The organism is Achromobacter sp. ACM03, assembly GCF_014851665.1.
GTDB classification, from domain to species: domain Bacteria; phylum Pseudomonadota; class Gammaproteobacteria; order Burkholderiales; family Burkholderiaceae_B; genus Achromobacter; species Achromobacter aegrifaciens.
The window spans coordinates 247,143-271,561 of record NZ_JACVAD010000006.1 but is presented as its reverse complement, the minus strand read 5'-3'; the positions used below and the strand labels follow the sequence as shown (position 1 = coordinate 271,561).

Annotated in this window: 19 protein-coding genes; 4 read left to right on the top strand and 15 right to left on the bottom strand. The window is 67.3% G+C overall.

Annotated elements, in window-relative coordinates; all coding sequences use genetic code 11:
• Positions 1 to 320 precede the first annotated feature (320 nt).
• Positions 321 to 4,250 (bottom strand): ATP-dependent RNA helicase HrpA, encoded by a 3,930-nt coding sequence (gene hrpA, locus IB257_RS24870; RefSeq protein ID WP_192330089.1) that lies wholly within the window; start codon positions 4,248 to 4,250, stop codon positions 321 to 323.
• A 216-nt stretch (positions 4,251 to 4,466) separates the two neighbouring features.
• Here hrpA and argA point away from each other — a divergent pair, with 216 nt between their 5' ends.
• The 3 genes from argA to IB257_RS24855 all read left to right on the top strand — a co-directional run bounded on the left by argA (position 4,467) and on the right by IB257_RS24855 (position 8,281).
• A complete protein-coding gene (gene argA / locus IB257_RS24865) occupies positions 4,467 to 5,825 on the top strand; it encodes an amino-acid N-acetyltransferase (protein ID WP_054451170.1) in 1,359 nt (452 codons plus the stop codon).
• A gap of 96 nt (positions 5,826 to 5,921) precedes the next feature.
• Positions 5,922 to 6,194 (top strand): oxidative damage protection protein, encoded by a 273-nt coding sequence (locus IB257_RS24860; RefSeq protein ID WP_054451169.1) that lies wholly within the window; start codon positions 5,922 to 5,924, stop codon positions 6,192 to 6,194.
• Between the two features lie 146 nt (positions 6,195 to 6,340).
• On the top strand, positions 6,341 to 8,281 hold the full coding sequence (locus tag IB257_RS24855) for a phosphocholine-specific phospholipase C (protein WP_192492934.1): 1,941 nt from the start codon (positions 6,341 to 6,343) through the stop codon (positions 8,279 to 8,281).
• Between the two features lie 3 nt (positions 8,282 to 8,284).
• Here IB257_RS24855 and phoU read toward each other — a convergent pair whose 3' ends face one another.
• The 5 genes from phoU to rmuC all read right to left on the bottom strand — a co-directional run bounded on the left by phoU (position 8,285) and on the right by rmuC (position 14,629).
• A complete protein-coding gene (gene phoU, locus IB257_RS24850) occupies positions 8,285 to 9,004 on the bottom strand; it encodes a phosphate signaling complex protein PhoU (RefSeq protein WP_054451167.1) in 720 nt (239 codons plus the stop codon).
• Positions 9,005 to 9,178: 174 nt separating this feature from the next.
• Entirely contained in the window at positions 9,179 to 9,859 is a 681-nt protein-coding gene (gene rpiA / locus IB257_RS24845) for a ribose-5-phosphate isomerase RpiA (RefSeq protein ID WP_054451340.1), read from the bottom strand.
• Between the two features lie 37 nt (positions 9,860 to 9,896).
• Complete coding sequence (locus tag IB257_RS24840; RefSeq protein WP_192492933.1) at positions 9,897 to 11,558, bottom strand: isovaleryl-CoA dehydrogenase; 1,662 nt, start codon at positions 11,556 to 11,558, stop codon at positions 9,897 to 9,899.
• A gap of 64 nt (positions 11,559 to 11,622) precedes the next feature.
• Positions 11,623 to 13,152 (bottom strand): amidase, encoded by a 1,530-nt coding sequence (locus IB257_RS24835; RefSeq protein ID WP_175214044.1) that lies wholly within the window; start codon positions 13,150 to 13,152, stop codon positions 11,623 to 11,625.
• A gap of 106 nt (positions 13,153 to 13,258) precedes the next feature.
• Positions 13,259 to 14,629, bottom strand: a complete 1,371-nt coding sequence (rmuC, locus tag IB257_RS24830; protein WP_192492932.1) for a DNA recombination protein RmuC — start codon at positions 14,627 to 14,629, stop codon at positions 13,259 to 13,261.
• 140 nt (positions 14,630 to 14,769) lie between these two features.
• Here rmuC and IB257_RS24825 point away from each other — a divergent pair, with 140 nt between their 5' ends.
• Entirely contained in the window at positions 14,770 to 15,468 is a 699-nt protein-coding gene (locus IB257_RS24825) for a PhoP regulatory network YrbL family protein (protein ID WP_054451163.1), read from the top strand.
• A 40-nt stretch (positions 15,469 to 15,508) separates the two neighbouring features.
• Here the strand turns inward: IB257_RS24825 and IB257_RS24820 are convergent, their stop codons facing one another.
• From IB257_RS24820 to IB257_RS24780, 9 genes are all read right to left on the bottom strand, one after another.
• The gene (locus IB257_RS24820) at positions 15,509 to 16,195 is read right to left on the bottom strand and encodes a DNA-3-methyladenine glycosylase (protein WP_244300643.1); all 687 of its coding nucleotides are present in this window, start codon (positions 16,193 to 16,195) and stop codon (positions 15,509 to 15,511) included.
• Between the two features lie 46 nt (positions 16,196 to 16,241).
• Entirely contained in the window at positions 16,242 to 16,598 is a 357-nt protein-coding gene (locus IB257_RS24815) for an arsenate reductase (protein WP_054451162.1), read from the bottom strand.
• Entirely contained in the window at positions 16,595 to 17,404 is an 810-nt protein-coding gene (locus tag IB257_RS24810) for an ABC transporter permease subunit (protein ID WP_042792726.1), read from the bottom strand. Before IB257_RS24810 ends, IB257_RS24815 begins: the two co-directional genes overlap by 4 nt.
• Positions 17,401 to 18,321 (bottom strand): ABC transporter permease subunit, encoded by a 921-nt coding sequence (locus IB257_RS24805; RefSeq protein ID WP_119450498.1) that lies wholly within the window; start codon positions 18,319 to 18,321, stop codon positions 17,401 to 17,403. Before IB257_RS24805 ends, IB257_RS24810 begins: the two co-directional genes overlap by 4 nt.
• A complete protein-coding gene (locus IB257_RS24800) occupies positions 18,318 to 19,445 on the bottom strand; it encodes an ABC transporter ATP-binding protein (protein WP_054451160.1) in 1,128 nt (375 codons plus the stop codon). Before IB257_RS24800 ends, IB257_RS24805 begins: the two co-directional genes overlap by 4 nt.
• A gap of 6 nt (positions 19,446 to 19,451) precedes the next feature.
• Positions 19,452 to 20,555, bottom strand: coding sequence for a polyamine ABC transporter substrate-binding protein (locus IB257_RS24795; protein ID WP_119450499.1), 1,104 nt, complete (start codon positions 20,553 to 20,555; stop codon positions 19,452 to 19,454).
• Positions 20,556 to 20,699: 144 nt separating this feature from the next.
• Entirely contained in the window at positions 20,700 to 21,437 is a 738-nt protein-coding gene (locus tag IB257_RS24790; RefSeq protein WP_370540122.1) for a 3-deoxy-D-manno-octulosonic acid kinase, read from the bottom strand.
• Positions 21,427 to 21,849, bottom strand: a complete 423-nt coding sequence (locus tag IB257_RS24785; protein WP_054451157.1) for a group II truncated hemoglobin — start codon at positions 21,847 to 21,849, stop codon at positions 21,427 to 21,429. The genes IB257_RS24790 and IB257_RS24785 overlap by 11 nt, the downstream gene beginning before the upstream one ends.
• Positions 21,849 to 24,380: an ABC transporter permease gene (locus IB257_RS24780; RefSeq protein WP_119450501.1), complete on the bottom strand. Its 2,532-nt coding sequence runs from the start codon at positions 24,378 to 24,380 to the stop codon at positions 21,849 to 21,851. The genes IB257_RS24785 and IB257_RS24780 overlap by 1 nt, the downstream gene beginning before the upstream one ends.
• Between the last annotated feature and the right edge of the window lie 39 nt (positions 24,381 to 24,419).

The window sequence follows — 24,419 nt, the reverse complement described above, 5'->3', positions numbered from 1 at the left end:
CCGCATTTGGCCGCCCGGGCGGCCAAATGCGGCGGGCCTCGCTAGACTCCCCCCACCCACGGCTTCGACATCGCGACGTCCCGAGACGCTCGTAGCCCGTCGGCGCGGGCGGCGTGGCGGCGAGCAACCTCGATGCGCCCGAGGGAATCTGAAGGAAAGGCCGCAGGCCTTGACGAAGATGACGAAGGGGCAGTCCGGAGCGAACGCTCCGGACCGCAATCGTGGGCGCGAGCCGCCACGCCGTCCGCGCCGACGGGCGGCCTACGAAGACCCCGCCCGACGATCAATCACAATAGAAATAAAACAAACCACAAAAGCAATCAACGCTTAAGCGACTCCCAGCTCTTCATCAACCGTTTCACAGAAACCGGCATAGGCGTCCGCAACTCCTGCGCAAACAATGCCACCCGCAGCTCCTCCAGCAGCCACCGGAACTCATCCAGCCGCGGATCCGGCGCCCCTTTCAGCGCCGACCGCGCCCGCTGATACTGCGTCAGCAAAGGCGCCATCTCCGCCACCAGCTTGGCATCCCTGGCCGGATCCGCCCGCAGCTTGTCGATGCGAGCCAGAACCGCCTTCAGATACCGCGGAAAATGCGCAAGCTGCGCATACGGCGTATCGCGGATGAACCATTTGGGCATCAACGCCCCCAGCTGCGCCTGCAAGTCCGCGTAGGCCGCAGCATGCGGCTTGGCCTGCGGCAACTTGCGCTGCACTGCCGCCCATTCCGTCAGCACCGCCCCCGCCAGCCGCGCCACTTCCTGCGCCAAAAGACCCAGCCGGCCCTTGCCCTCGGCCCGCCGGGCCTCGAACTGCTGCTCGTTGACCGGCCAGGGATCGGCCAGGCAAGCCTGCCCCAGCGCGCAGTCGATGATCTGGTCGCGCAGCTCTTCCTGCGTCCCCAGCGTCATGTAGAGCATGCTGATCTTGGTCAGGTCCGCCAGGTTCTTTTCCAGGAACTTCACCTGCTCGCGCAAGCCCAGCCGGAACAGCCTGAGCAAGCCCGCGCGGTGGTGCTTGCGCGCTTCGTCCGGATCGTCGAACACGTCCAGGTCGCAATGCGCGCCGCGGTCCACCAGCGCCGGATAGCCGATCACCGACTGCCCGCGCCGCTTGATCTCCATGATCTCCGGCAAGGGGCCGAAGGACCAGGAGGTCAGGTTCTCGTGCGCCAGCGCCTGGGCGACCTGGGTGTCGCTGGCCGCCAGTTGCTGGAACGTGGCCTGCGCCTGCTTGCCGAATTCGGCCCGCAGCTGCGCCAGGTTGCGTCCGGCCGCCAGCATGCGGCCGTGCTCATCCACCACCCGGAAATTCATGAACAGGTGGGCCGGCAGGGTCTCCAGTTTGAAGTCCGCCGCGGCTGGGCGGATCTGCACCTGGTCCCACATGTCGGCGATGATGGCATCGACCAACCCCTGCTGCGGGTCGGCCTGGCGCTCGAACCAGCGGTCGTAGAAGCCTGCGGCATAGTCCGGCAGCGGCACGCAGTGGCGGCGCAGCTTCTGCGGCAGCGACTTCAGGAGCAGGTGCACCTTTTCCTTCAGCATCCCGGGCACCAGCCATTCGCAGCGCGCCGGATCGATCTGGTTGAGCGCGAACAGCGGCACCGACAGGGTCACACCGTCACGCGGCGAACCGGGTTCGAAGTGGTAATCCAGCGCCATCGACACGCCCTGCCATTCCACCTTCTTGGGAAAGACATCGGTCGTGACGCCCGCGGCCTCGTGGCGCATCAGTTCGTCGCGCGTCAGCAGCAGCTTGGCGGCGGCAGCCTTGTCCAGCCCCGACACCCACTTTTCCAGCGTCGCCGTCTGCGAAATGTCGGCCGGCAGTTGCCGGTCGTAGAAGGCGTGGATCAGCTCGTCGTCGACCAGGATGTCCGGGCGGCGGGTCTGATGTTCCAGCTTTTCGATGCCTGCGATCAGCTTGCGGTTGTGCGCCACGAACGCCAGCCGCGTGTCGATCTCGCCCGGCACCAATGCCTGACGGATGAACAGCTCGCGCGCCTGGGTCGGATTGACCCGGCCGTACTGGATGCGCCGGCCGGTGTAGATGGTCAGCCCGTAAAGCGTGGCCCGTTCATTGGCCACCACCTGCCCGGCCTTCTTTTCCCAACGCGGATCGGACCAGTTCTTGCGGATCAGGTGCGCGCCGACTTTTTCCAGCCACACCGGATCGATGCGCGCCACGCAACGCGCATACAGCCGCGTGGTCTCGACCAGTTCGGCCGCCACGATCCAGCGCCCCGCCTTCTTCACCAGCCGCGAACCGGGGTGGATATGGAAGCGGATCTCGCGCGCGCCCTGGTAATGACCGCCTTCGTCGCTCTTGAAGCCGATATTGCCCAACAGGCCCGACAGCAGCGCCATGTGCAGCTGCTCGTAGGTGGCCTCGGTCTGGTTCAGGCGCCAGCCCTGCTCGCCCACCAGCGCGGCCAGCTGCGTGTGCACGTCGTGCCATTCGCGCAGCCGGATCGGCGACAGGAAGTTCTGGCGCAGCAGGGCCACCAGCTTGCGCTGCGAGGCCTTGTGCTGCACCTGCTCGCCGTACCAGCGCCACAGCTTCAGGAAGGAGATGAACTCGGACTTGTCGTCGGCGAACTTGGCGTGCGCGGCTTCAGCCGCCTCGCGTTCCTGCATGGGGCGATCGCGCGCGTCCTGCACCGACAGGGCCGAGGCGATGATCAGCATCTCGGCCAGGCACTGGTGTTCGCGCGCGGCCAGGATCATGCGGCCGATGCGCGGGTCCACCGGCAGCTTGGCCAGTTCATGTCCCGTGCGCGTCAGCACGAAGGACGAGCCGGTACGGGAAGCGTCCGTGTCGTCGTCCGAGGCCGACGCCAGTTCGATCGCGCCCAGTTCCTGCAGCAGATGGTAGCCGTCGGCCACCGCGCGCCCGGGCGGCGCCTCGACGAAGGGGAACTGCTCGATGTCGTCCAGCTTCAGGGACTTCATCCGCAGGATGACCGAGGCCAGCGACGAGCGCAGGACTTCCGGGTCCGTGAACGGCGCCCGGTTGTTGAAGTCCAGCTCGTCGTAGAGCCGAATGCAGACGCCCGGCCCGACCCGGCCGCAACGGCCGGCGCGCTGGTTGGCCGAAGCGCGGCTGATCGGCTCGATGCGCAGCTGCTCGACCTTGTTGCGCCAGGAATAGCGCTTGATGCGCGCCAGCCCGCTGTCGACCACGAAGCGGATGCCCGGCACGGTCAGCGAGGTTTCCGCCACGTTGGTGGCCAGCACGATGCGCCGCGCATTGGTGCGCGGATGGAAGATCTGCTCCTGCTCGGCCTGCGACAGGCGCGCGTACAGCGGCAAGACTTCGGTGCCGGCCGGATGGCGCTTGCGAAGCGCCTCGGCGGATTCGCGGATCTCGCGCTCGCCAGGCAGGAACACCAGCACGTCGCCCGGCCCATGGCGCGCGCACTCGTCCACCGCGTCCACGATGGCGTCGATCAGGTCGCGCTCCTCGTCGCCCGACATCCGTTCGCGGTCCCGGCCGGGCTTGGCCGGGGCGGCCTCGTCTTCCGGGAGCTCCTCGCGCACGGGACGGTAGCGGACCTCGACGGGGTACAGGCGGCCGGACACCTCGATGACGGGCGCGGGCCGGTCCTCGGAAGCGCCGAAGTGCCGGGCGAAGCGCTCGGCGTCGATGGTCGCCGAGGTGATGATGATCTTCAGATCCGGGCGGCGGGGCAGCAGCTGCTTCAGGTAGCCCAGCAGGAAATCGATGTTCAGGCTGCGCTCGTGCGCCTCGTCGATGATGATGGTGTCGTAGCGGCGCAAGAGCGGATCGCGCTGCGATTCGGCCAGCAGGATGCCGTCCGTCATCAGCTTGATGGACGCGTTGGGGCCGGTGCGGTCGTTGAAACGCACCTGGTAGCCCACGACCTCGCCCATGGGGGTGTTCAGCTCTTCGGCGATGCGCTTGGCCACCGACGTCGCGGCCAGGCGGCGCGGCTGGGTGTGGCCGATCATCTTCTGGCGGCCGCGGCCCAGCTCCAGGCAGATTTTGGGCAGCTGGGTGGTCTTGCCCGACCCGGTTTCGCCGCTGACGATCACCACCTGGTGGCTGGCGATGGCGCGCGCGATCTCCTGGCGCCGCGCGCTGACGGGCAGGTCTTCGGGGTAGCTCACCACGGGTATGGGCCGCTCGGGGCGCGGCGCGCGGCGCGCGTTCTGCGCGTCTGCCGCTGCCGCCGGAGCCGCCGCGTCCGCGGCCTTGGGCGCACGCGGGCTGGAGGATTCAGGCATGTACGATTAGTCCGGTTAGCCCGGCATTATAAATTTCCGCGAGCCCGCTGCTGGCGCCGCGGGCGCAAACCGGCAAATCCGGCACCAAATTGGCACTCTTTTCCGCCTGCGCCGGGGCGCGACGGTCATATAATTTCGCCACGCCGTCGTCCGACGGCGCTATGGCGCGGCACGGCGCCGCGTTTTTGCTTACTCTCAGGAATCCTTCCGCCCATCATGCCCGACCTGGAACCAGACACCGTCTCCGCCCTTGAAGCCCCAGAATTCGCACCCGCCCAATTCGTCCGATGGTTCCGAGAAGTGGCGCCTTATGTGCATGCGTTCCGAGGCAAGACGTTCGTGGTGGCTTTCGGCGGTGAACTGGTGCAGGCCGGCGCGCTGAACGCGCTGGTGCAGGACTTGTCGCTGCTGTCCTCGCTGGGCATCCGCCTGGTGCTGGTGCACGGCTCGCGTCCGCAGGTCAATGAGCAGCTGCGCCTGAAGGGCTTTACCCAGCAATTCGACCGCGGCCTGTCGCCCACCGACGCCGCCGCGCTGGAATGCGCCAAGGAAGCCGCCGGCGAAATCCGCCTGGACATCGAGGCCGCCTTCAGCCAGGGGCTGCCGAACACGCCCATGTCGCACGCCCATATCCGTGTCATCTCCGGCAACTTCGTCACCGCCCGCCCGACCGGCGTGCTGGACGGGGTGGACTACAAGCACACCGGCCAGGTGCGCAAGATCGACATCGACGCGCTCAAGTTCGCCATCGAAAAGGGCTCGTCCGTGGTGCTGTTGTCGCCGCTGGGCTTCTCGCCCACCGGCGACGCGTTCAACCTGGCCATGGAAGACCTGGCCACCAGCGTCGCGGTGGCGCTGCGCGCTGAAAAACTCATCTTCCTGTCCAGCTCGCAGGGCGTGCTGAACGACGACGGCACGCTGGACACTGAACTCGCCCGCGTGGACGCCGACGCCCTGCTGGCCGGCGGTGAACTCGACGAAGAGACCCATGCCTTCCTGCAGTACGCCTCGCTCGCGGTCAAGCGCGGCGTGGCCCGCGCCCACCTGCTGCCGTTCGCGCTGGACGGCAGCGTGCTGCTGGAAATCTTCACCCACGACGGCGTCGGCACCATGGTGGTGGAAGACACGCTGGACGACCTGCGCGCCGCCACGATCGACGACGTCGGCGCCATCCTCAGCCTGATCGAACCGCTGGAAGCCGACGGCACGCTGGTGCCGCGTCCACGCAGCGTGGTCGAGCGCGACGTGGAAAACTTCACCGTGCTGGAGCACGACGGCGTCATCTACGGCTGCGCGGCCCTGCACAGTTTCCCCGAAGAGCAGATGGCCGAAATGGCCTGCCTGATCGTGCATCCGGAATGGCAGGGTTCGGGCGAAGGCGAAATCCTGCTGCGCCACATGGAATCACGCGCGCGCGCCGTCGGCGCCAAGCGCCTGTTCGTACTGACGACGCGCACCTCGCACTGGTTCATGAAGCGCGGTTTCGTGCAGGGCGGCATCGCCGACCTGCCGCGTGAGAAACAGCACAATTACAACCGTTCGCGCAACAGCCTGGTCTTCATCAAGAAGCTGTAACACCCGGGCTACCCGCAGGGTCCGCAGGGGCTTGGCGCCATCAGGTCGCCAAGCCCGTTAAAATGCAGGATTACTCATTTCTTCCGGCAGCGAACCATGGCCCGTATCGTCAACTGTGTAAAACTGAAGCGTGAAGCCGAAGGGCTGGATTTCCCCCCCTACCCCGGCGAACTCGGCACCAAGATCTGGCAGAGCATTTCCAAGGAAGCTTGGGAAGAATGGAAGGCCATCCAGACGCGCCTGGTCAATGAAAACCGCCTGAACCTTGCGGACGCCCGCGCCCGCAAGTACCTGAAGGAACAGATGGAGCGCTTCCTGTTCGAAGACGGCACCGTCGAAGCGCAGGGCTACGTTCCGCCCTCGGCCTGATCCGGCCGCGCCTTTTCCGGCCGCAAGCTGATGGCGGCCCACCCGATGCAGCCCCTCGCCCGCGAGGGGCTGTTCATTTCCGGCGCCAGCGTCCGCCTTGGCGCCGGCCTTAAGATTCAAGTACTGCTGGCCGTATCATCGCTGTCATGAAAGAAGAATCGCGCCTGTCCCCCTCCTCGCCCATCGAACGCGCGCTCGGCATCGCGCCCGACCGCCGCGCGGGCACGCTGCAGGACGTGCAGCACGTGGTGATCCTGATGCAGGAAAACCGCTCTTTCGACCACTATTTCGGCACCTTGCCCGGCGTGCGCGGCTTCGCCGATCCGCATCCCGCCCCCACGCTGACGGGCAATGTGCTGACGCAGGCGGATGGTGCGGCGCAGGTCCGCCCCTATGCCCTGCAGGCCGAATACGCCAGCGATGCACAGGTGGGCTACATCACGCCGCACACCTGGGACGACGCGCAGCGCGCCTGGAACGACGGCCGCATGGACCAATGGCTGCCCGCCAAGAGCCGCCTGGGCATGGGCGCCTACCGTGGCGAGGAGGTGCCGTTCCAGACCGCGCTGGCAAACGCCTTCACCCTGTGCGACGCCTATCATTGTTCGATCCATGCCGGCACCAATCCCAACCGGCTGTTCCTCTGGACCGGCACCAATGATCCGCAAGGCCTGGCGGGCGGCCCAGCCCTGGTGAATACCTTCGACCGCCTGGGGCCCGCCAGCGAAGGCTATGCCTGGACCACCTATCCCGAACGCCTGCAGGACGCCGGCGTGGACTGGCGCATCTACCAGGACATGGCGGACAACTATCACGACAATCCGCTGGCCGGCTTCCAGCAGTACCGCCGGCAGCATGCGGGCGCGGCCGGCGACGCGCCCCTGCGCGACCGCGGCCTGTCCACATGCACGCTGGACCAGTTGGCCCGCGACGTCGCCGCTGGCACGATGCCGCAGGTGTCCTGGATCATTGCGCCCACGGCCGATTCCGAACACCCCGAGGTCTCGTCGCCGGCAAGGGGCGGTGCCTACACGGAGCGCGTGCTGGACATCCTGACCCGCAATCCCGAGGTCTGGAGCCGCTGCGTGTTCTTCGTCACCTACGACGAGAACGACTGCTTCTTTGACCACATGCCGCCGCCTGCGCCGCCTGCCCGCGCGGCCGACGGCCTATCGGGCGGCCTCTCCACGGTCGAGCTGGACGGCGAATACCACGACACGCGCCATGGGCCCAGCGCCGCCACGCCCGACGACCCTGCCGGACTGCATGGGCGCGGGTTCGGGCTGGGGCCGCGCGTGCCGATGCTGGTGGTCTCGCCCTGGAGCCGTGGCGGCTGGGTCAATTCCCAGGTGTTCGACCACACGTCGGTGATCCGTTTCCTGGAAGCGCGATTTGGCGTGCTGGAACCCAATATCAGCGCCTGGCGGCGCGAGATCGCCGGCGACCTGACCTCGGCCTTCGACTTCGCTGCCGCCCGCGGCGCGCACGCCGAAGGCCTGCGCCAGGCTTGCGCCCTGCCGTACGCGCTGGACGTCCAAGGCCGCATGGCTGCCGACGGCGGACATTACCGGCTGACCCTGCGCAATCCCGGCGCCGCAGGCGCGGTGCTGCATGTCTACGACCGCCACGCGCTGGAACACGCGCCGCGCCGCTATACCGCGAGCGCAGGCGCGCGGCTGGACGACGGCTGGCGCCTGCACGCCGATGGCGCCTATGACTTGTGGCTGCTGGGCCCCGACGGCCTGCACCGGCACTTCCGCGGCGATGCGCGCGATGCCGGCACGCTGGAGGCGCAAGTGATGCCGGCGGCGACCGGCCTGAGCCTGCGTCTCGTCAATCGCGGCGAAACGCCGCAGGCGGTAAAAGTGGAGTCGCGCATGGGCGACGGCTGGTGCGCCATGGCGCACGTGCAAGCGGACGGCTCGCTGGATCTTGCCTACGGCGGTTGCCAGGGATGGTACGACCTGGAGATCACCGCGCTTGCCTTGCCGGCATTCGGCCGCAGGCTGGCGGGCCGCATCGACGCCGGCAAAGCCGGCCTGCCGGACCCGCGCCTGCAGGCAGGGGCGACGCTGCCCCTGGACTGACGCTTACTCTTCCGTGTCTTCTTCTTCACCGCGCGCCAGGCGCTCGGTGTTCTTCACGCCGGTGTGGCGCACGTCGGCGCCCTTGACCATGTAGATCACGCGCTCGGACATGTTCTTGGCGTGGTCGCCGATGCGTTCCAGCGCGCGCGCGATGAAGATCATGTCGATGGCGCGCGAGATGGTGCGCGGATCTTCGATCATGTACGTGATCAGGTGGCGCAGCGCGCCCTTCCATTCCTTGTCCACTTCCTTGTCGCTGCGCACGACGGCGGCGGCCTGGATGGGATCGAGGCGGGCGAACGCGTCCAGCGCCTGATGCAGCATGGTGCGCACATTGGCAGCCATGTGGCGCAGTTCGATCACCGGGATGTGGCGCAGTTCGGCTTCGTGGATGCGGCGCGCGACGGTGGCGACCTTCTCGGCTTCATCGCCGGAACGCTCCATGTCGGTCAGCATCTTGGACACGGCCATCAGCATGCGCAGGTCGATGGCGGTGGGCTGGTGGCGCGCCAGGATGCGGCTGATGCTCTCGTCGATTTCGACTTCGTGGCGGTTGACTTCCTTTTCACGCTCACGGACTTTCTCGACCAGCGAAATGTCGCCGCTGGCGAGCGCGTCGATGGCCTCCTGGATCATGGCTTCCACAAGGCCGCCCATTTGCAGGAACTGCGAACGGACGCTTTCGAGGTCCGCATCGAACTGCTTGTTTGTATGCTCCGACATCCGGGCTCCCTGCGTGTTTGGTCTCATTGCACTGCCCTGAAAAAAGGATATTACGAGATGGGCCTGCACAACCCGCAAGGTTATGACCCAAGTGTGACAGGATTATGAACACGGACCCCGGCGGCCACAAGGCGGGCCGGCCGGGGCAACGCCGGGAGGCGTCGGCAAGCGGACTCAGGCGCGGCGGTCCAGCCGGCGGATGCCGTTTTGCGTGGCCAGCAGGGCCACGTCGGCGCCCGCGATCGCGAACAGGCCGCAGGTCACTACGCCCGCCAGATTGTTGACCCGGGCTTCCAGGCCCGGCGCGTCGGTGATGGACAGGCCGGACACGTCCAGGATGACGTTGCCGTTATCGGTGACGAATCCCTCGCGCAGCTTGGGCTGACCGCCCAGCGCCGCCAGGGCGCGCGCCACGGATGCGCGCGCCATGGGGATGACTTCGACGGGCAGCGGGAACTTGCCCATGGTCTGCACCAGCTTGGACTCGTCGGCGATGCAGATGAAGCGCTCGGCCACCGAAGCCACGATCTTCTCGCGCGTCAGCGCGCCGCCGCCGCCCTTGATCATGTGCAGGTTGGCGTCGATTTCATCGGCGCCGTCGACGTAGATCGGCATCGTCGTGATGTCGTTCAGGTCCAGCACCTTCAGCCCGTGTCCGGCAAGCCGGGCGGCGCTGCGCTCGGAACTGGCCACCGTGCCGCCGATCCGGCCCTTGAAACGGGCCAGGCCGTCGATGAAGAGATCCGCCGTGGAGCCCGTGCCCACGCCGATGATGGCGTCGGGTCCTGCGACCTGTTCAACGAATTCCAGGGCCGCGTCGGCGGCTTGCTGCTTGAGTTCTTGCTGGGAAAGCATGGCGAAAAATGCGGGAAGGTTGGTCAAGCCAGGAAATTTAGCATGCGGCAGCAGGCCACGCCCGCGCCAGGATGGCCTGCACATCCGCGCCCGCCGCCAGTTCGCCGAACACGCCGCCGCCCGCGTTCAGGCGGCTGGCGACGAAAGCCTGCGCCACCGGCGCAGGCGAATGCTGGATCAGCAAGGCAGCCTGCCACAAGCGCGCCAGGCCGGCGGCGATGCGGCGAGCCTGGAACTCGGCCTGGACGCCATCAGCCAGCAAGGTCCGCCAGCGCGCCAGCGCGTCGTCGAAGTCCTGGTACTGCCCCGCCGCCTGCGCGAACTCGCGCTCCAGCGCGGGCAGCGCTCCGGCCTCGCGCTGCAAGGCGCGCAATACGTCCAGCGCCATGACGTTGCCGGAGCCTTCCCAGATGGAATTGACCGGGGTTTCGCGGTAAAGCCGGGGCATAGGGCCGTCGTCCACGTAGCCGTTGCCGCCCCAGACCTCCATGCATTCGGCCACCGCGGCGATCGCGCGCTTGCAGACCCAGAGCTTGGCGGCCGGCGTACCCACGCGGACCAGGGCCCGCGCCGCGGCGTCGGCGCGCTCGTCCACGGCGCGCGCCAGCCGCAGGCCCAGCATCATGGCCGCCTCGCTTTCAAGCGCCAGGTCGGCCAGCACGTTGCGCATCAGCGGCTGCTCGATCAAGGGCTTGCCGAAGGCGTGACGGTAGCGCGCATGATGCGCCGACTGCACCAGCGCCTGCCGCAGCAGCGCCGCGCTGCCCAGCACGCAATCCAGCCGGGTGGTGGCGGCCATCTCCAGCAGCACGGCCAGGCCGCGGCCCGGTTCGCCCACCATGACGCCCCAGGCTTCCTCGAATTCGACCTCGGCGCTGGCGTTGCTGCGGTTGCCCAGTTTGTCCTTCAGCCGGCGCACGCGCACGGCATTGCGCGGTCCGTCCGGTATCCAGCGCGGCACGAAAAAGCAACTGAGTCCTTCGTCGGTCTGCGCCAGCACCAGATGCGCGTCGGCCTGCGGCACCGAGAAAAACCATTTGTGGCCGACCAGCAAATAGGCGCGGCCGCGGCCGGGCGCGCCTACTGGCGTGGCGCGCGTGGTGACGGCGCGCAGGTCGGAGCCGCCCTGCTTCTCCGTCAGGCCCATGCCGATCAGGGCCGAGCGCTTCGCGGCCAGCGGCGCGTCGGCGCCGTCGAACTCCCGCGAATACAGGGCGTTCAGCCATTGCCCGCCGAAATCCACGACGCCCGCAGGTTCACGCTGCAACAGCGGCACCGCGGCAAACGTCATGGTGGTGGGACACAGGCTGCCCGCCTCGACCTGCCCCTGCATGACATAGGCCGCGGCCCGCGCCACCTGCGCGCCCGGCTCGGGCTGCGCCCAGGCGCGGCTGTGCAGGCCGCGCGCCATGATGCCGCCCATCAGCAGATTCCAGGACGGATGGAATTCGACGCGGTCGATGCGGTGGCCGCCGCGGTCGTAGCTGACCAGGCGCGGCGTGCAGTGGTTGGCCTGCGCGCCGGCTTCCAGCGTCTGCGCGCGGCCCAGCCAGGCGCCATGCGCCGCCAGGTCCGGCTCCCAGGCTTGCGCGCCTTCGCGCCGCACCGCCTCGCGCAAGGCCGGGTCGGTTTCGTACAAGGAGTAGTCCTCCAGGGGCGGCACCTGGTTGGATACGGTATGTGTCGCGAACGATGACATGGCTGCTCCCTGGATCGGTCCACTGATGTGCCGCCAGCCCGCGGCGCGGTCAGCCCCTTCGGGCCTATCTGGCCATCGGCGCCACCAGGGCCCAGGGCCGCAGCGCCTCGACCTGCGCCGCCAGCTCCAGCAGCAGCGCCTCGCTGCCCAGCGGCCCCATCAGCTGGATGCCGATGGGCAGGCCGTCGGACGACATGCCGAAGGGGATGGAGATGGCGGGCATGCCGGTCAGATTGGCCAAGGGCGCAAACGGCGAATAGCCGATGACGCCCTTCTTGCCCAAACGGTAGGCCAGGTAGTCGGCGTTGTCCATGGCGTAGCGGCCGATGGGCGCCGGCGGCTGCGCCAGCACCGGGCTCAGGAACAGGTCGTAGCCTTGCGCGCCGTCGCGTTCCAGGAAGCGGCCGACCCGGCGCGTGATCTCGTGGCAGGTATCGACGCAGGCCACGTACTGCGCGCCGGAGATGGCGCGGGCGTATTCGCGCGCGCCCAGCGTTGTCGGTTGCAATTCATCGGCGGCCAGGCGGCGGCCGCGCGCGGCCACGAAGGCGTCAATGGCGTTGGCCGCCGCACTCGCGATCAGCGGCAGCATCGGCGACAGCACCTCCTCGGATCCCACCGGCGGCGCGGCAGGCACGAGTTCATGGCCCAGCGACGCGAAAAGCTGCGCGGCCTCGTCCACGGCGGCCGCCACTTCAGGATGGATGGCCTCGCCCTCGTAGGTCGTGTTGACGAAGGCAATGCGGCGCCGTGCGGCCGATTGCGGATCAGCAGCGACGCGCGCCACCACGGCGCGGTAGGAGTCAGCCGGCAGTGCCGGCGCGGCGTAAGGCGCACCCACGTCGGCGCCGGCGCTGATGTCCAGCGACGCGGCGCAGTCGCGCACCGACAGGGTCATCATGTGTTCGGTGGCCAGGCCGCCCCAGCCTTCACCCTTCAGCGGGCCCAGCGGCATCAAGCCGCGCGAAGGCTTCAGGCCCAGCACGCCGCAGCAGGACGAAGGAATGCGGATCGACCCGCCGCCGTCACTGCCATGGGCGATGCGCACCATGCCGCTGGCCAGCGCAGCGCCTGCGCCGCCGCTGGACCCGCCCGCGCTATGGCCCGCCTTCCAGGGGTTCTGGGTGGCCGGCCCGTAGACCGGCGATTCGGTGGTGGGGCTCAGGCCCAATTCGGCGCTGGTCGTGCGGCCGAACGGAATCAGGCCCGCGCGGCGGTAGCGCTTGACGATCTCGGCGTCGACGTTCCATTCCACCTGGCCGTACAGCACCGAACCCATGGCGCTGGGCAGGCCCAGCGCCGCCGTGCCCAGGTCCTTGAGCAAGGTGGGTACGCCCAGGAACGGCCGTTTCTGCAATTGCGCCAACCGCTGTTCCTGCGACAGGCCGCCCAGCTCCTCGTCCAATGACTGCGCCAGGCGCAGGCCGATTTCCGCCTGCAGGCCGCAGGCGGCGTTGATCGAGGGATTGCGGGCCGCCACCCGGTCCACCGCCTGCTGCATCGCAGCAAGCGCAGTGGTGACCCCTTGTGCGATATCAGCGCCCAGCGCCGTCGCGTCCAGGGTGGAGGAATCATGGCGTTCAGCGATGCTCATGCTTGCAATGCTCCAGGTGACTGACGGCGGATTGCCGCTGACGCCAGGATATCGGCAGTCGCTGCGGGCAACAAGCTCACGCCCCTGCGATGCCGCCGCGGCCGGATCAGTTCTGGCCTGCGGCCTGGTCTTCGTCGTCGTCCCCGGCGTCGCCCTCGTCCGCAGTGCCGAGCAGGAGCCGGGCGTCGGCTTCGGGTAGCGCCTCGACGGCTTTCAGGTTCTTGAGCATGGCGCGGGTGCGCACTTCCGTCTGGCCGATCTTGTTGCTGGCGGTGTCCAGCGTCTTCTTGACGCTGGCCAGGGATTCGCCGAACTTGCCGAACTCCGTCTTGACCGCGCGCAGCACCTGCCAGACCTCGGACGAGCGCTGTTCGATCGCCAGCGTGCGAAACCCCATCTGCAGGCTGTTCAACAATGCCGCCAGGTTGCTGGGGCCGGCCACGTTGACGCGCAGGTCATGCAGCTTATCGAGCAGGCCCGGGCGGCGCAGCACCTCCGCGTACAGGCTCTCGGTAGGCAGGAACATGATGGCGAAGTCGGTGGTGTGCGGCGGCGCCACGTACTTGCCGGCGATCAGGCGCGCCTGCAGTTCCACCGCGCGGCCCAGCGCGGCGCCGGCGTTCTTCACGCCTTCGGTGTCGGCGGCTTCCTGCGCGTCCATGAGGCGCTCATACTCTTCCTTGGGAAACTTGGCGTCGATCGGCAGCCAGACGGGTTCGCCGCCATCGCCGCGCCCCGGCAGGCGGATGGCGAACTCCACCACGGCATCGCTGCCCGGCACGGGCTTGATGTTGCTGGCGTATTGGTCCGGCGTCATGTTGTCCTCGATCAGCCTGGCCAGTTGCACCTCGCCCCAGGTGCCGCGCGACTTGACGTTGGTCAGCACCCGCTTCAGGTCGCCCACGCCCGCCGCCAGGGCCTGCATTTCGCCCAGGCCCTTGTGCACGGCCTCCAGGCGGTCCGACACCAGCTTGAAGGACTCGCCCAGGCGCTGCTCCAGCGTGGCGTGGAGCTTTTCGTCCACGGTGCGGCGCATTTCGTCGAGCTTGGCGCTGTTGTCGGTTTGCAACGATTGCAGCCGCTGGTCGACCGTGGCGCGCACTTCCATTAGGCGCCGCTCGTTGATCTGGATGAGGCCCTGCAGCTGCTCGGAGAAACCCGCCGCAAATCGCGCCAGCGATTCCGCCGACTCCGCGCGCGCGGCCTGGGCGTCACGCGACAACCCGGCGCGCAAATCGCCATGCGACTGCGACAGCTCCACCCTCAGGGCGCGGGTGGAGTCCGCGAATTCGCTGCGCAGGCCGCGCTGCCCTTCCGCGATGTCGGCGCGCAGCGCGCGCTCGGTGCGTTCCAGGCTTTCCAGCAGCGCGTCGAGCCGGGCATCCTGCGCGGGCGGGCGCAGCCATGCCAGCAAGGTCGCCAAAAAAGCCAGAACGGCGCCGCCCGCGGCGATCCAAAGCAGATGTATGTCGTTCAAAAGATGCGTCTCCAAAGCCGGGATTGTAGGACTCCGGCCACGCCTTCCCTGGTAAATCCGGCCGAGATTCGGCATCTGGCGGACTCATGCTCCAGCTCAAGGATTAAACTCGGGAGCATCCAAACAGGCTTGATCTCCCCTTGAACCCCGCAGATCCTTCTCTCTGTACGCCCGCGGCGTCTTTCCAGTCCATCTTCGGGCCGCTGGACCTGAACGCCGCCACGCCGGTCGCCTCCGGCCATGACCGGCACATCTTCCAGCACCCCAACATGCCGTCCTTGCTCGTCAAGGTCATGGACATGCGCGCCCGCGCGATTTATCTGGAGGCCCGCCCGTTCAAGCGCTGGTACAAGCAATACCAGCGCGAAAGCGCGTACCGCGTCTACCTGACCGAAATCTACGAATACGTCACCACCACCACCCGCCCCTCGGGCGTATGGCAGGTGCCCATGGCGCGCATACTCGGCGTGGCCCAAACCACGCTGGGCTTGGGCCTGGTCGTCGAGAAAATCCGCGACGCCGACGGCAACATCGCCCCCACCGTGACGGACCTGGCCAGGCAGGGCAAGCTCGACGACGCCCTCAGCGCGCAGCTGGACGAATTCTTCCAGGATCTGGCCGATGCCCACGTGGTTCTGCACGATGTCTCCGCCAGCAACATCGCCTGTGGCCTGAATGCCGACGGCAAGCAGGGCTTGTACCTGATCGACGGCTTCGGCGGCCTGCCGCTGATCCCGATCTATGCCTGGAGCAAGCGCCTGAACAGCCGGCGCATCCACCGCAAGTACGTGCGCATGCGCGCGGCCCTGGCCGAACGCATTGCCACCGGCGGGTTCTGACGCGCCCTGCGCAGACGCGGCCGGGGCGCGGGCCGGTCGGTTACGCCTGCGGCGCCTCTGGCAACACCACGCCCTGGCGGTCCACCCATACGTAGTCGTGGCCGGCGCGCTGTCCGCGGCGCAAGGGATTGCGCGTGCAAAAGGCCGCGTAAGCAGGGTCCACAAAACGGTAGTGCAGGTGTTCGTCCCGGCCCAGCGGAATGCCCAGGCGCGTGGTGCAGATCAGGGCTTCGGGCGACTCCCCCACATCCTCCACATACAGCGCCTGCGGGTCGAAACCGCGTGCGTCCCAGTCCGGCACTTTCAGGCCCAGCGCCCGGCACAGCAGGGTCTGGCCGGCGCACAGGCCGGAGACCGGTCGCGGCCGCCCCTGTGCATCGGGGTTCAACTCCAGCATGCGGGCCAGCGCTTGCGGTCCGGACAGCGCGTCCGTCCAGGGATAGGCGGATTTGATCAGCACGGCATTGCCCGGCCCTCCCGCGCTGAAATTCAGCGAATCCCCGCCGCGGGCGTAATACATGTAGACCGTACCGCCGTCCATGAACAGCGCGCGCCGCTTATGGGTGTACCCCAGCGACGCATGGCTGCCCTTCTCTTCCAGGTAATAGGCTTCGGTCTCGATGATGCGGGCCGACAGCCACAGGTCGCCCACGCGGTGGCGGATGACCTTGCCCGGCAGCTCGCGCGCCAGCTGGGCGGCGTCGCGGTCGAAAAAGGCGTCAGGCAAGGCCCGGCCGGGCGCGCCCGGCGCCAGGCCGGCCTGGGCCGGCGCCTCAGGCGAAACGTTCGCCGTAGCGCTTTTCGCTGAAGCCAACGCTCACCTCGCCATCGGGCGTGACCGTGACCGGGCGGCGCACCAATGCCGGATACTCGGCGATCAACTGGGTCCACTGCGCATCGGTGTGCGCCGTCTTGCGCTCTTCGGGCAGGTTGCGCCAGGTCATGGACGTGCGGTTGACCAGTTTTTCCCAGCCGCCGACCTGGTCAGCCCAGGCTTTCAGCGTGGCGGCCGGCACCGGGTTGTCGCGGTAGTCCACGAACGCGTGGGCGACGCCATGCGCCGTCAGCCAGTCGCGCGCCTTGACGCAGGTGCTGCACTTGGTCAGGCCATACAGGGTGGTTTGCTTCATTTGGGTTCGGACTCCTTGCGCCATTGCATGCGGTTGGCCAGGATCACGCAAGTGCCGACCGCCAGGATGAAGAGGGTCGCCAGCGCGTTGATCTCGGGTTTCAGCCCCAGGCGCACGCGCGAGAAAACTTCCATGGGCAACGTGCTGGAGCTGGGGCCGGACAGGAACGAGGCCAGCACCACGTCGTCCAGCGACAGGGTGAAGGACAGCAGCCAGGCCGAGGCCAGCGCCGGCGCGATCAGCGGCAGCGTGATCTTGAAGAACACGGTCATGGGCGTGGCGCCCAGGTCCAGCGCGGCTTCTTCCAGCGAACGGTCCAGGTCGCGGATGCGGGTCTGGATGACCACCGCGACAAAGGCCATGCACAGGGTCACGTGGCCGACCCAGATCGTGAAGATGCCGTTTTCGGCGGGCCAGCCCAGGCTGCCGCGCAGTTCCACGAACATCAGCAGTAGCGAGATGCCCAGCACCACTTCGGGGATGACCAGCGGCGCGCTGAGCATGCCCACGTACAAGGCGAAGCCGCGGAAGCGCCCCATGCGCCCCAGCACGTAGCCGGCCCAGGTGCCGATGATGACGGCGGCGGTGGCAGTCATGGCGGCAATGCGGAACGACAGCCAGGCCGCGCGCAGCAGCGCGTCGTCGTTGAACAGCGAGTGATACCAGCGGAACGAGAAACCGGTCCAGGACGTGACGGTGGGCGACTCGTTGAACGAGAACACCATCAGGCTGATGATGGGCACGTACAGGAAAAAGTACCCCAGTCCCAGCACGACGGCGCGCAAAGTCTTGTTGGGCCCGTTCATTTGCGGCCTCCGTTCGCCTGTTCCTGCTGCTTGACCTGGTTGTATTGGAAGTACACCAGCGGCACCAGCAGCAACAGCACCATCACGCAGGTCACGGCCGAAGCCATGGGCCAGTCGGCGTTGTTGAAGAACTCATTCCACATCACGCGGCCCATCATGAGCGTGTTGGCGCCGCCCAGCATTTCGGGGATCACGTACTCGCCCACCGCCGGGATGAACACCAGCATGGCGCCGGCAATCACGCCCTGGCGCGACAGCGGCACCGTGATCTGCCAGAACGCCTGCCAGGGCTTGGCGCCCAGATCGTAGGCGGCTTCCAGCAGGCGCAGGTCCATCTTCACCAGCGTGGCGTATAGCGGCAGGATGAAGAATGGCAGGTAGGCGTAAACCATGCCGATGTAGACGGCGACGTCGGTGCGGTAGATTTCCAGCGGACTGGAAATGATGCCCAGGCCCTGCAGCAGGTTGTTGAGCAGCCCGTCGTTGCGCAGGATGCCGACCCAGGCGTACACGCGCAGGAGCAGCGAAGTCCAGAACGGCAGGATCACACCCAAAAGCAGCAGGTTGCGCACCGCCGGCGACGAACGCGCGATGTAATAGGCGATGGGATAGCCGATCAGCACGCAGAAGAGCGTGGTGATGGCGGCGATCTTCACCGAATTCAGATACGTGGCGAAGTACAGGCTGTCCGTGAACAGCAGGATGTAGCCGCGCAGGTGCAGGCTGAACTGCACCGCCTCGTCCTTGAATTCCGCCAGGGATGTATACGGCGGAATGCCGAACTTCAGCTCGGCGAAACTGATCTTCAGGACCAGCAGGAACGGCACCAGCAGGAACAGCACCAGCCAGGCGAACGGCGGCACCACCGCCAGCGCCCGGCCCGACGGCAACCAGTCGCGGGGCGAAAAGCGGATCATGACGCCAGCACCGTGGCGCTGTCGGCGTCCCAGCTGACGAAGATCTCTTCATCGATGCCGGGCGCGTCCATCTGGGCCAGCAACTGGCTGGGCACGCTGGCCTCGACCGTCTTGCCGGAATCCAGGCGGATCTGATAGAGCGCGTAGCTGCCCATCCAGGCCATGTGGCTGACCATGCCATGGGCCCAGTTGTATTCGGCTTCGGGCTGCTCGCGCGACACCACCAACCGTTCAGGGCGGATGGAGACGTGCACTTCCATGCCCAGAGGCTCGCTCACGCCGTGGTTGACGAAGAGCGGACGGGTCAGCTCGCCGCACTCGATGGCGACGTGGTCCGGTTCATCGACCACGATGGTGCCGGTGAACATGTTGGTCGACCCGATGAAGCTGGCGACGAAGCGGGAATTCGGAAAGGCGTAGACGTCCTGCGGCGTGCCGCATTGGACGATCTGGCCTTCGGTCATGACGGCCAGGCGGTGGGCCATGGTCATGGCTTCTTCCTGGTCGTGCGTGACCATGATGCAGGTCACGCCGACCTGCTCCAGGATCTTCACGAGTTCGATCTGGGTCTTCTGGCGGATCTGCTTGTCCAAGGCGGACATGGGCTCGTCCAGCAGCAGCAGCTTGGGCCGCTTGACCAGGCTGCGTGCCAGCGCCACGCGCTGCTGCTGGCCGCCCGACAGCTGGTTGGGCTTGCGCCGCGAATAACCGGCCATCTGGACCAGGTCCAGGGCTTCGAACACGCGGTCATGGATCTCGGCCCGGTCCACGCCTTCCTGCTTCAGGCCGAAGGCCACGTTGGCCTCGACCGTCATGTGCGGGAACAGCGCGTAGGACTGGAACATCATGTTCACGGGCCGGCGGTACGGCGGCACGTGCGTGATGTCTTCGCCGTCCAGGAATATCTGGCCCGAGGTGGCTTCCTCGAAGCCCGCCAGCATGCGCAGCAAGGTGGACTTGCCGCTGCCCGAACTGCCGAGCAGGGCGAAGATCTCGTTGCGCTTGACCGAGAGATTGACGGAACGGACGGCGACCACATCGCCGAAGATCTTTACGACATCGGAAATCCGGACGAACTCGTCCGGATCGGCCGAATGCTGCGCCGAGTAACGGCTATCGCTCATGATGACTTATCTTCCAGACTTCAGCTCGGACCACATCCGGTTTTGCAGGCGTTGGATGTTCAAGGGCAGCGCCTTGATCACATACAGGGTCTTGGAGACGTCCGCCGGCGGGTAGATCATGGGGTTGTCGGCCACGTCCTTGACCACGAACTGCCGCGCCTCTTTGTTGGCGTTGGGATAGAACATGGTGTTGGTGATGGCCGCATGCACCTTGGGCGTTTCGATGTAGTTGATGAAGGCCAGCGCCTCTTCGGGATGCGGAGCATCCTTGGGGATGACCATCAGGTCGAACCACGCGGGCGCGCCGCCCTTCGGAATGAAGTAGTTCACTTCATAGGACTTCTTGGCGTCCTGGGCGCGCTTGCGAGCGATCATCACGTCGCCGGAAAAGCCGTAGACCATGCACAGGTCTCCCACGGCGAGCTCGTCGATATAGCCCGACGAGCTGAACTGGCGGATGTACGGGCGGATCTTCATCAACACGTCCAGCGCGGCCTTGTAGTCGTCGGCGTTGGTGCTGTTGGGATCCTTGCCCAGGTACTTCAGCACGGCCGGGAACACCTGGGCGGCTTCGTCCAGCATGGAGATGCCGCACTCTTTCAGCTTGGCGGCGTTCTCGGGCTTGAAGATCATGTCCCAGTTGGCCAGGTCCACGCCGTCGCCCATGATCTGCTTGACCTTGGTGACGTTGTAGCCCAGGCCATTGGTGCCGTAGCCCCAGGGAATGGCGTATTCGTTGCCGGGATCGACGGTGGCGACCAGCGCCATGATTTCGGGATCCAGGTACTTCCAGTTCGGGATCTTGGACTTGTCCAGCTTTTGGAACAGGCCGGCTTCGATCTGGCGCGAGGCGTAATGCGTGGACGGGACAACGACGTCATAACCCGACTTGCCGGCCAACAACTTGGCCTGCAGGGTGTCGTTGCTGTCGTAGACGTCATAGCGGACCTTGATGCCGGTTTCCTTTTCAAAACCGGGAATTGTGTCCGGAGCCGTGTATTCGGCCCAGTTGTAGACGTTGACGACCTTGTTCTGCGCCACCGCCGCCGACGAGGCCGCCATGACCAGCATCGCCCCAAGCGCCAAGCGCATACCCGCCCGTAGTTTCATCACCAGCCCCCTTGCGTTATGCCGTATGTGACAGGAGTACCAAAAGGCGAAATGATAAAGCTTTTTAGCGAGGACCTGCCCAACTTTGCCGGGTGATTGGCGCGATTTGGGCCAGATGGCGGCATTTGGCCGCCCCCGCCGGGATCAGGGCTGGATCCCCACGCCCCAGGCCGTCCAGTAGCTGTCGCGCAGGCGCAGCCAGAAGCGCTCGCCCTCTTCCCCGGCGACCTTGCGCAGCGAACGGCGCAGGCGTTCCAGGTTGGCCTCGCGCTGGCGGTCGGACAGGGAACCTTGCGTGCCGCGGTCGAAATCGATCAGCCAAATGCGACCGTCGCTGCCCACCAGGATGTTGAAGGCATTGAGGTCGGCATGCCACACGCCCGCCCGGTGCATGCGCACGATGGCCTCGGCCGCCGCCTGCCAGACCGGCTCGGCCAGCACGTGGGCCAGCGGCCGCACGCCGGGAATGCGCTCGACCACGATGGCGGCGCGGTAGATCGGGCCTTGCCGCCAATAGGCGGCGGCCAGCGGCGCAGGCACCGCCAGGCCCTGGGCACGCATGGCGGCCAGCAGGCGGTATTCGCGAAAGCTGCGGGTGCGGGCCTCGCCGTTCCAGAGATAGGCGTCGCGGCTGATGCGCGCGATCATCCCGCCGCGGCGGTAGCGGCGCAGCACGCCCTGCCAGCCCGCCCCCTGCACGAACCAGGCGGCCTGGCGTCCGCCGGCATCCACCAGCCGCGCCCGATCGCCATAGTGCGCCGGGTTGAACAGGTCCGGGCCGGCTTCTGTCAGGCGCGAGGGATCGCTCAGCATGGCTCCGCCCAGGGGGCCGGACCAGGCCTGGCGCCGTTCGCCGGATCGAGAATCGCCTTCAGCCTTCACGATTGCGCATCCAGTCGGCTACGCCGTAGAAGGACTGCAGCAGGCGTTCGACCAGGGCCGGTTCGATCCCCTGGTCTTCCATGGCCCGACCGATGCAGGTCACCCACTGGTCGCGCTCGACCTCACCGATCGAGAACGGCAGGTGGCGGGCGCGCAGCCGGGGATGGCCGAAGCGTTCTATATAGTGGTCCGGGCCGCCAAAGTAGCCGCAAAGAAACCAGAACAGCTTGTCGCGCGCCTGGTCCAGGCTGGGACCATGGGCCGCCCGCAGCTCCTTCAGGTCGGGCTCCATGTCCATCAGGTCATAGAAGCGGTCCACCAGGGCGCGCACGCCCGGCTCGCCGCCAAGTAGGTCAAAAATGCTGCTGGAGTTTTCCACGGGTTCGGTAATCGTATGGACGCGCGTCGGCATCAGGTTTCTCGTAGGGTGACCAGGGGCGGCGTGCGCAACACGCCGCGCAGGGCCAGGGCGCCGCCGGCCCAGGCGCCCAACATGCCCGCGGCGATGCCCGCCAGCCACGGCCAAAGGCTAAGAGTAATAGTGAAATCAAAGACCTGCGTTGACAAAGCCCAAGCGATTGCGGTGGCGCCGGCCGCTGCCAGCAGACCAGCCAGGCCACCCACGGCCCACAGCTCGATGCGCTGGGAGCGCGCCAGCTGGCTACGGGTGGCGCCCAGAGCGCGCAGCACGGCGGCTTCGCGCATGCGCTCGTCGCGCGTGGCCGTCAGCGCCGCGGACAGCACCAGCACGCCGGCGGCCAGCGTGAACAGGAACAGCAATTGAACGGCCTTCCCCACTTCGTTCAGTACTGATTGCAGCTGTTGCAGGATGGCGCCTACGTCGAACACCGTCAGGTTCGGGAACTCGCGCACCAGCGCGGGCAGGACCGAGGCCTTTTCGGGCGGCAGGTAGAAGGACGTGATCCAGCTCTGGGGCATGTCGGCCAACGCGGCGGGCGTCAGGATGGCGAAAAAATTGACGCGCATCGTATCCCAATCGACCCGTCGGGTGCTGGTGACTGCCGCCTCGACCTGCTGCCCCGCCACATCGAAGGTCATCTTGTCGCCCAGCGCCAGGCCCAGGCTCTTGGCCAGGCCTGACTCCAGCGACACCTCGGACGCGCCCGGCTGCAGCCAGCGGCCCTGCTCGATACGGTTGGAAGACGGCAATTCGTCGCCATAGGACAGGTTGAACTCCCGGTCCACCAGCCGCTTGGCGCGGGGTTCCTCGTAGTCGTCCGGCCCCACGGGCTTGCCGTTGATGGCGATCAGCCGCCCGCGCACCATCGGCGCCAGCGTGATGCGGCCCAGGCCTTCGCGGGTGAGCGCGTCGGTCACGGCCTGGCGCTGGTCCGGCTGCACATTGATGAGGAAACGGTTGGGTGCGTCCGGCGGCAAGGTCCGCTGCCAGCCCTGGATCAGGTCGGTGCGCGTCATGGTCAGCAACAACAGCGCCATCAGGCCCACCGCCAAAGCGCACACCTGGGTGATGGTGGCGGCGCGCCGGCGCACTACGCCAGCCAGCGCGAAACGCAGCGCCGGCAGGCCGGCGGCCAGCCGGCGTACGCGTGCCAGGCCCAGGATGCAGAGCCAGGCCACCAGCGCGAACACGGCGAAGGCTCCCAAGAAGCCGCCCGCCACCACGCCGCCCAGCTTGGCGTCGCCGGCAAACCACCAGATCAGCAGTGCGAAGCCCGCGGCCCCCAGGACATAGCCCAGGGCGCTGCGCGCGCTGAGCGCGTCGGCGTCGCGGCGCAGCACCCGGGCCGGCGGCACGTGGCGCAGCTGGGCCAGCGCCGGCAAGGCAAAACCCAGCAACAGCAAAAGGCCGGTCAACAGCCCCTGCAAGGCCGGGATGGCCGAGGGCGCAGGCAAGCTGGTATCGATCAGCGAACCCAGCAGCATGACCAGCACCTGATGCACCGCATAACCCAGCAGGCAGCCCGCGGCCGACGAGAACAGGCCGACCAGGGTGAACTCCAGCGTCAGCATGCGCGACACTTGCGACTGCACCGCCCCCAGGCAGCGCATGACCGCGATGCCGTCGCGGTGGCGCGTCATGTAGCGGCCGGCGGCCAGGGCCACGGCCACGGCCGATATCAGCACCGCCAGCAGCGCGACCAGCGACAGGAAGCGCTGCGCCCGGTCCAGCGTGCGGCGCACTTCGGGCCGGCCGGACTCCAGGGTGGCAACCTTCTGGCCGCGCTTCAGATTCTGCTTGAGCCACGTCGAGTAGCCCGCCACGGCGTCGGGCTGGCCCGCAACCAGCATGGCGTAGCCGATGCGGCTGCCCGGCGCGATCAGGCCGGTGGCGGGCAGATCGCTGGCGCGCAGCAGCACCCGGGGCGCCACGTTGACGAATTGCATGCCGCGGTCCGGCTCATAGGTAATGACGCGGTCCACCCGCAGATGGGCGTCACCCACGTTCAGCGTGTCGCCCACCTTCAGGTTCAGCAGGGACAGCAATTGGGCGTCCACCCAGACCGCCCCTTCAGGCGGAATATCGCGCGTCGGGGCGTCGGGTTCGAACGGTGCGCCCGCCACGCGCAGGGCGCCGCGCAGCGGATAGCCCGGCTCCACCGCCTTCAGCGCAGCCAGTTGGGCGCCGTCTCCGGCTCCGACCATGGAGGGAAACTGCCAGGTGCTGGAGACGGCCAAACCGCGTTCGCGGGCCTGATCCATGAAGACCGCTGGCACCGGCTCGTCGGCGTCCAGCACCAGGTCGGCGCCCAGCATCTGCCCGGCGTCGCGCTCCAGCGCCCGGCCGACCCGGTCCGCCAGGAAGCCGACGCTGGTCACCGCGGCAACCGCCACGACCAGCGCCAGCACCAGCAGCCGCAGTTCTCCGGCGCGGGCGTCGCGCATCATCATCCTGGCGCCCTGGCGCAAGGTGGACCAAAAACCTGGGCGCCTGGCCCGTGACGTATCAGGGAAATCCATCATTCCACAATGTTAACCAACGGCCTAGATCGGGGCCGAATC

Coding starts and splice junctions, on each gene's coding strand:
- IB257_RS24835 (WP_175214044.1), bottom strand. CDS start 13,152: ATGAGCATCGCTGAACGCCATGATTCCTCCACCCTGGACGCGACGGCG.
- IB257_RS24860 (WP_054451169.1), top strand. CDS start 5,922: ATGGCCCGTATCGTCAACTGTGTAAAACTGAAGCGTGAAGCCGAAGGG.
- IB257_RS24855 (WP_192492934.1), top strand. CDS start 6,341: ATGAAAGAAGAATCGCGCCTGTCCCCCTCCTCGCCCATCGAACGCGCG.
- rpiA (WP_054451340.1), bottom strand. CDS start 9,859: ATGCTTTCCCAGCAAGAACTCAAGCAGCAAGCCGCCGACGCGGCCCTG.
- argA (WP_054451170.1), top strand. CDS start 4,467: ATGCCCGACCTGGAACCAGACACCGTCTCCGCCCTTGAAGCCCCAGAA.
- IB257_RS24785 (WP_054451157.1), bottom strand. CDS start 21,849: ATGCCGACGCGCGTCCATACGATTACCGAACCCGTGGAAAACTCCAGC.
- IB257_RS24805 (WP_119450498.1), bottom strand. CDS start 18,321: ATGATCCGCTTTTCGCCCCGCGACTGGTTGCCGTCGGGCCGGGCGCTG.
- IB257_RS24780 (WP_119450501.1), bottom strand. CDS start 24,380: ATGATGGATTTCCCTGATACGTCACGGGCCAGGCGCCCAGGTTTTTGG.
- phoU (WP_054451167.1), bottom strand. CDS start 9,004: ATGTCGGAGCATACAAACAAGCAGTTCGATGCGGACCTCGAAAGCGTC.
- IB257_RS24795 (WP_119450499.1), bottom strand. CDS start 20,555: ATGAAACTACGGGCGGGTATGCGCTTGGCGCTTGGGGCGATGCTGGTC.
- IB257_RS24840 (WP_192492933.1), bottom strand. CDS start 11,558: ATGTCATCGTTCGCGACACATACCGTATCCAACCAGGTGCCGCCCCTG.
- hrpA (WP_192330089.1), bottom strand. CDS start 4,250: ATGCCTGAATCCTCCAGCCCGCGTGCGCCCAAGGCCGCGGACGCGGCG.
- IB257_RS24815 (WP_054451162.1), bottom strand. CDS start 16,598: ATGAAGCAAACCACCCTGTATGGCCTGACCAAGTGCAGCACCTGCGTC.
- IB257_RS24810 (WP_042792726.1), bottom strand. CDS start 17,404: ATGAACGGGCCCAACAAGACTTTGCGCGCCGTCGTGCTGGGACTGGGG.
- IB257_RS24800 (WP_054451160.1), bottom strand. CDS start 19,445: ATGAGCGATAGCCGTTACTCGGCGCAGCATTCGGCCGATCCGGACGAG.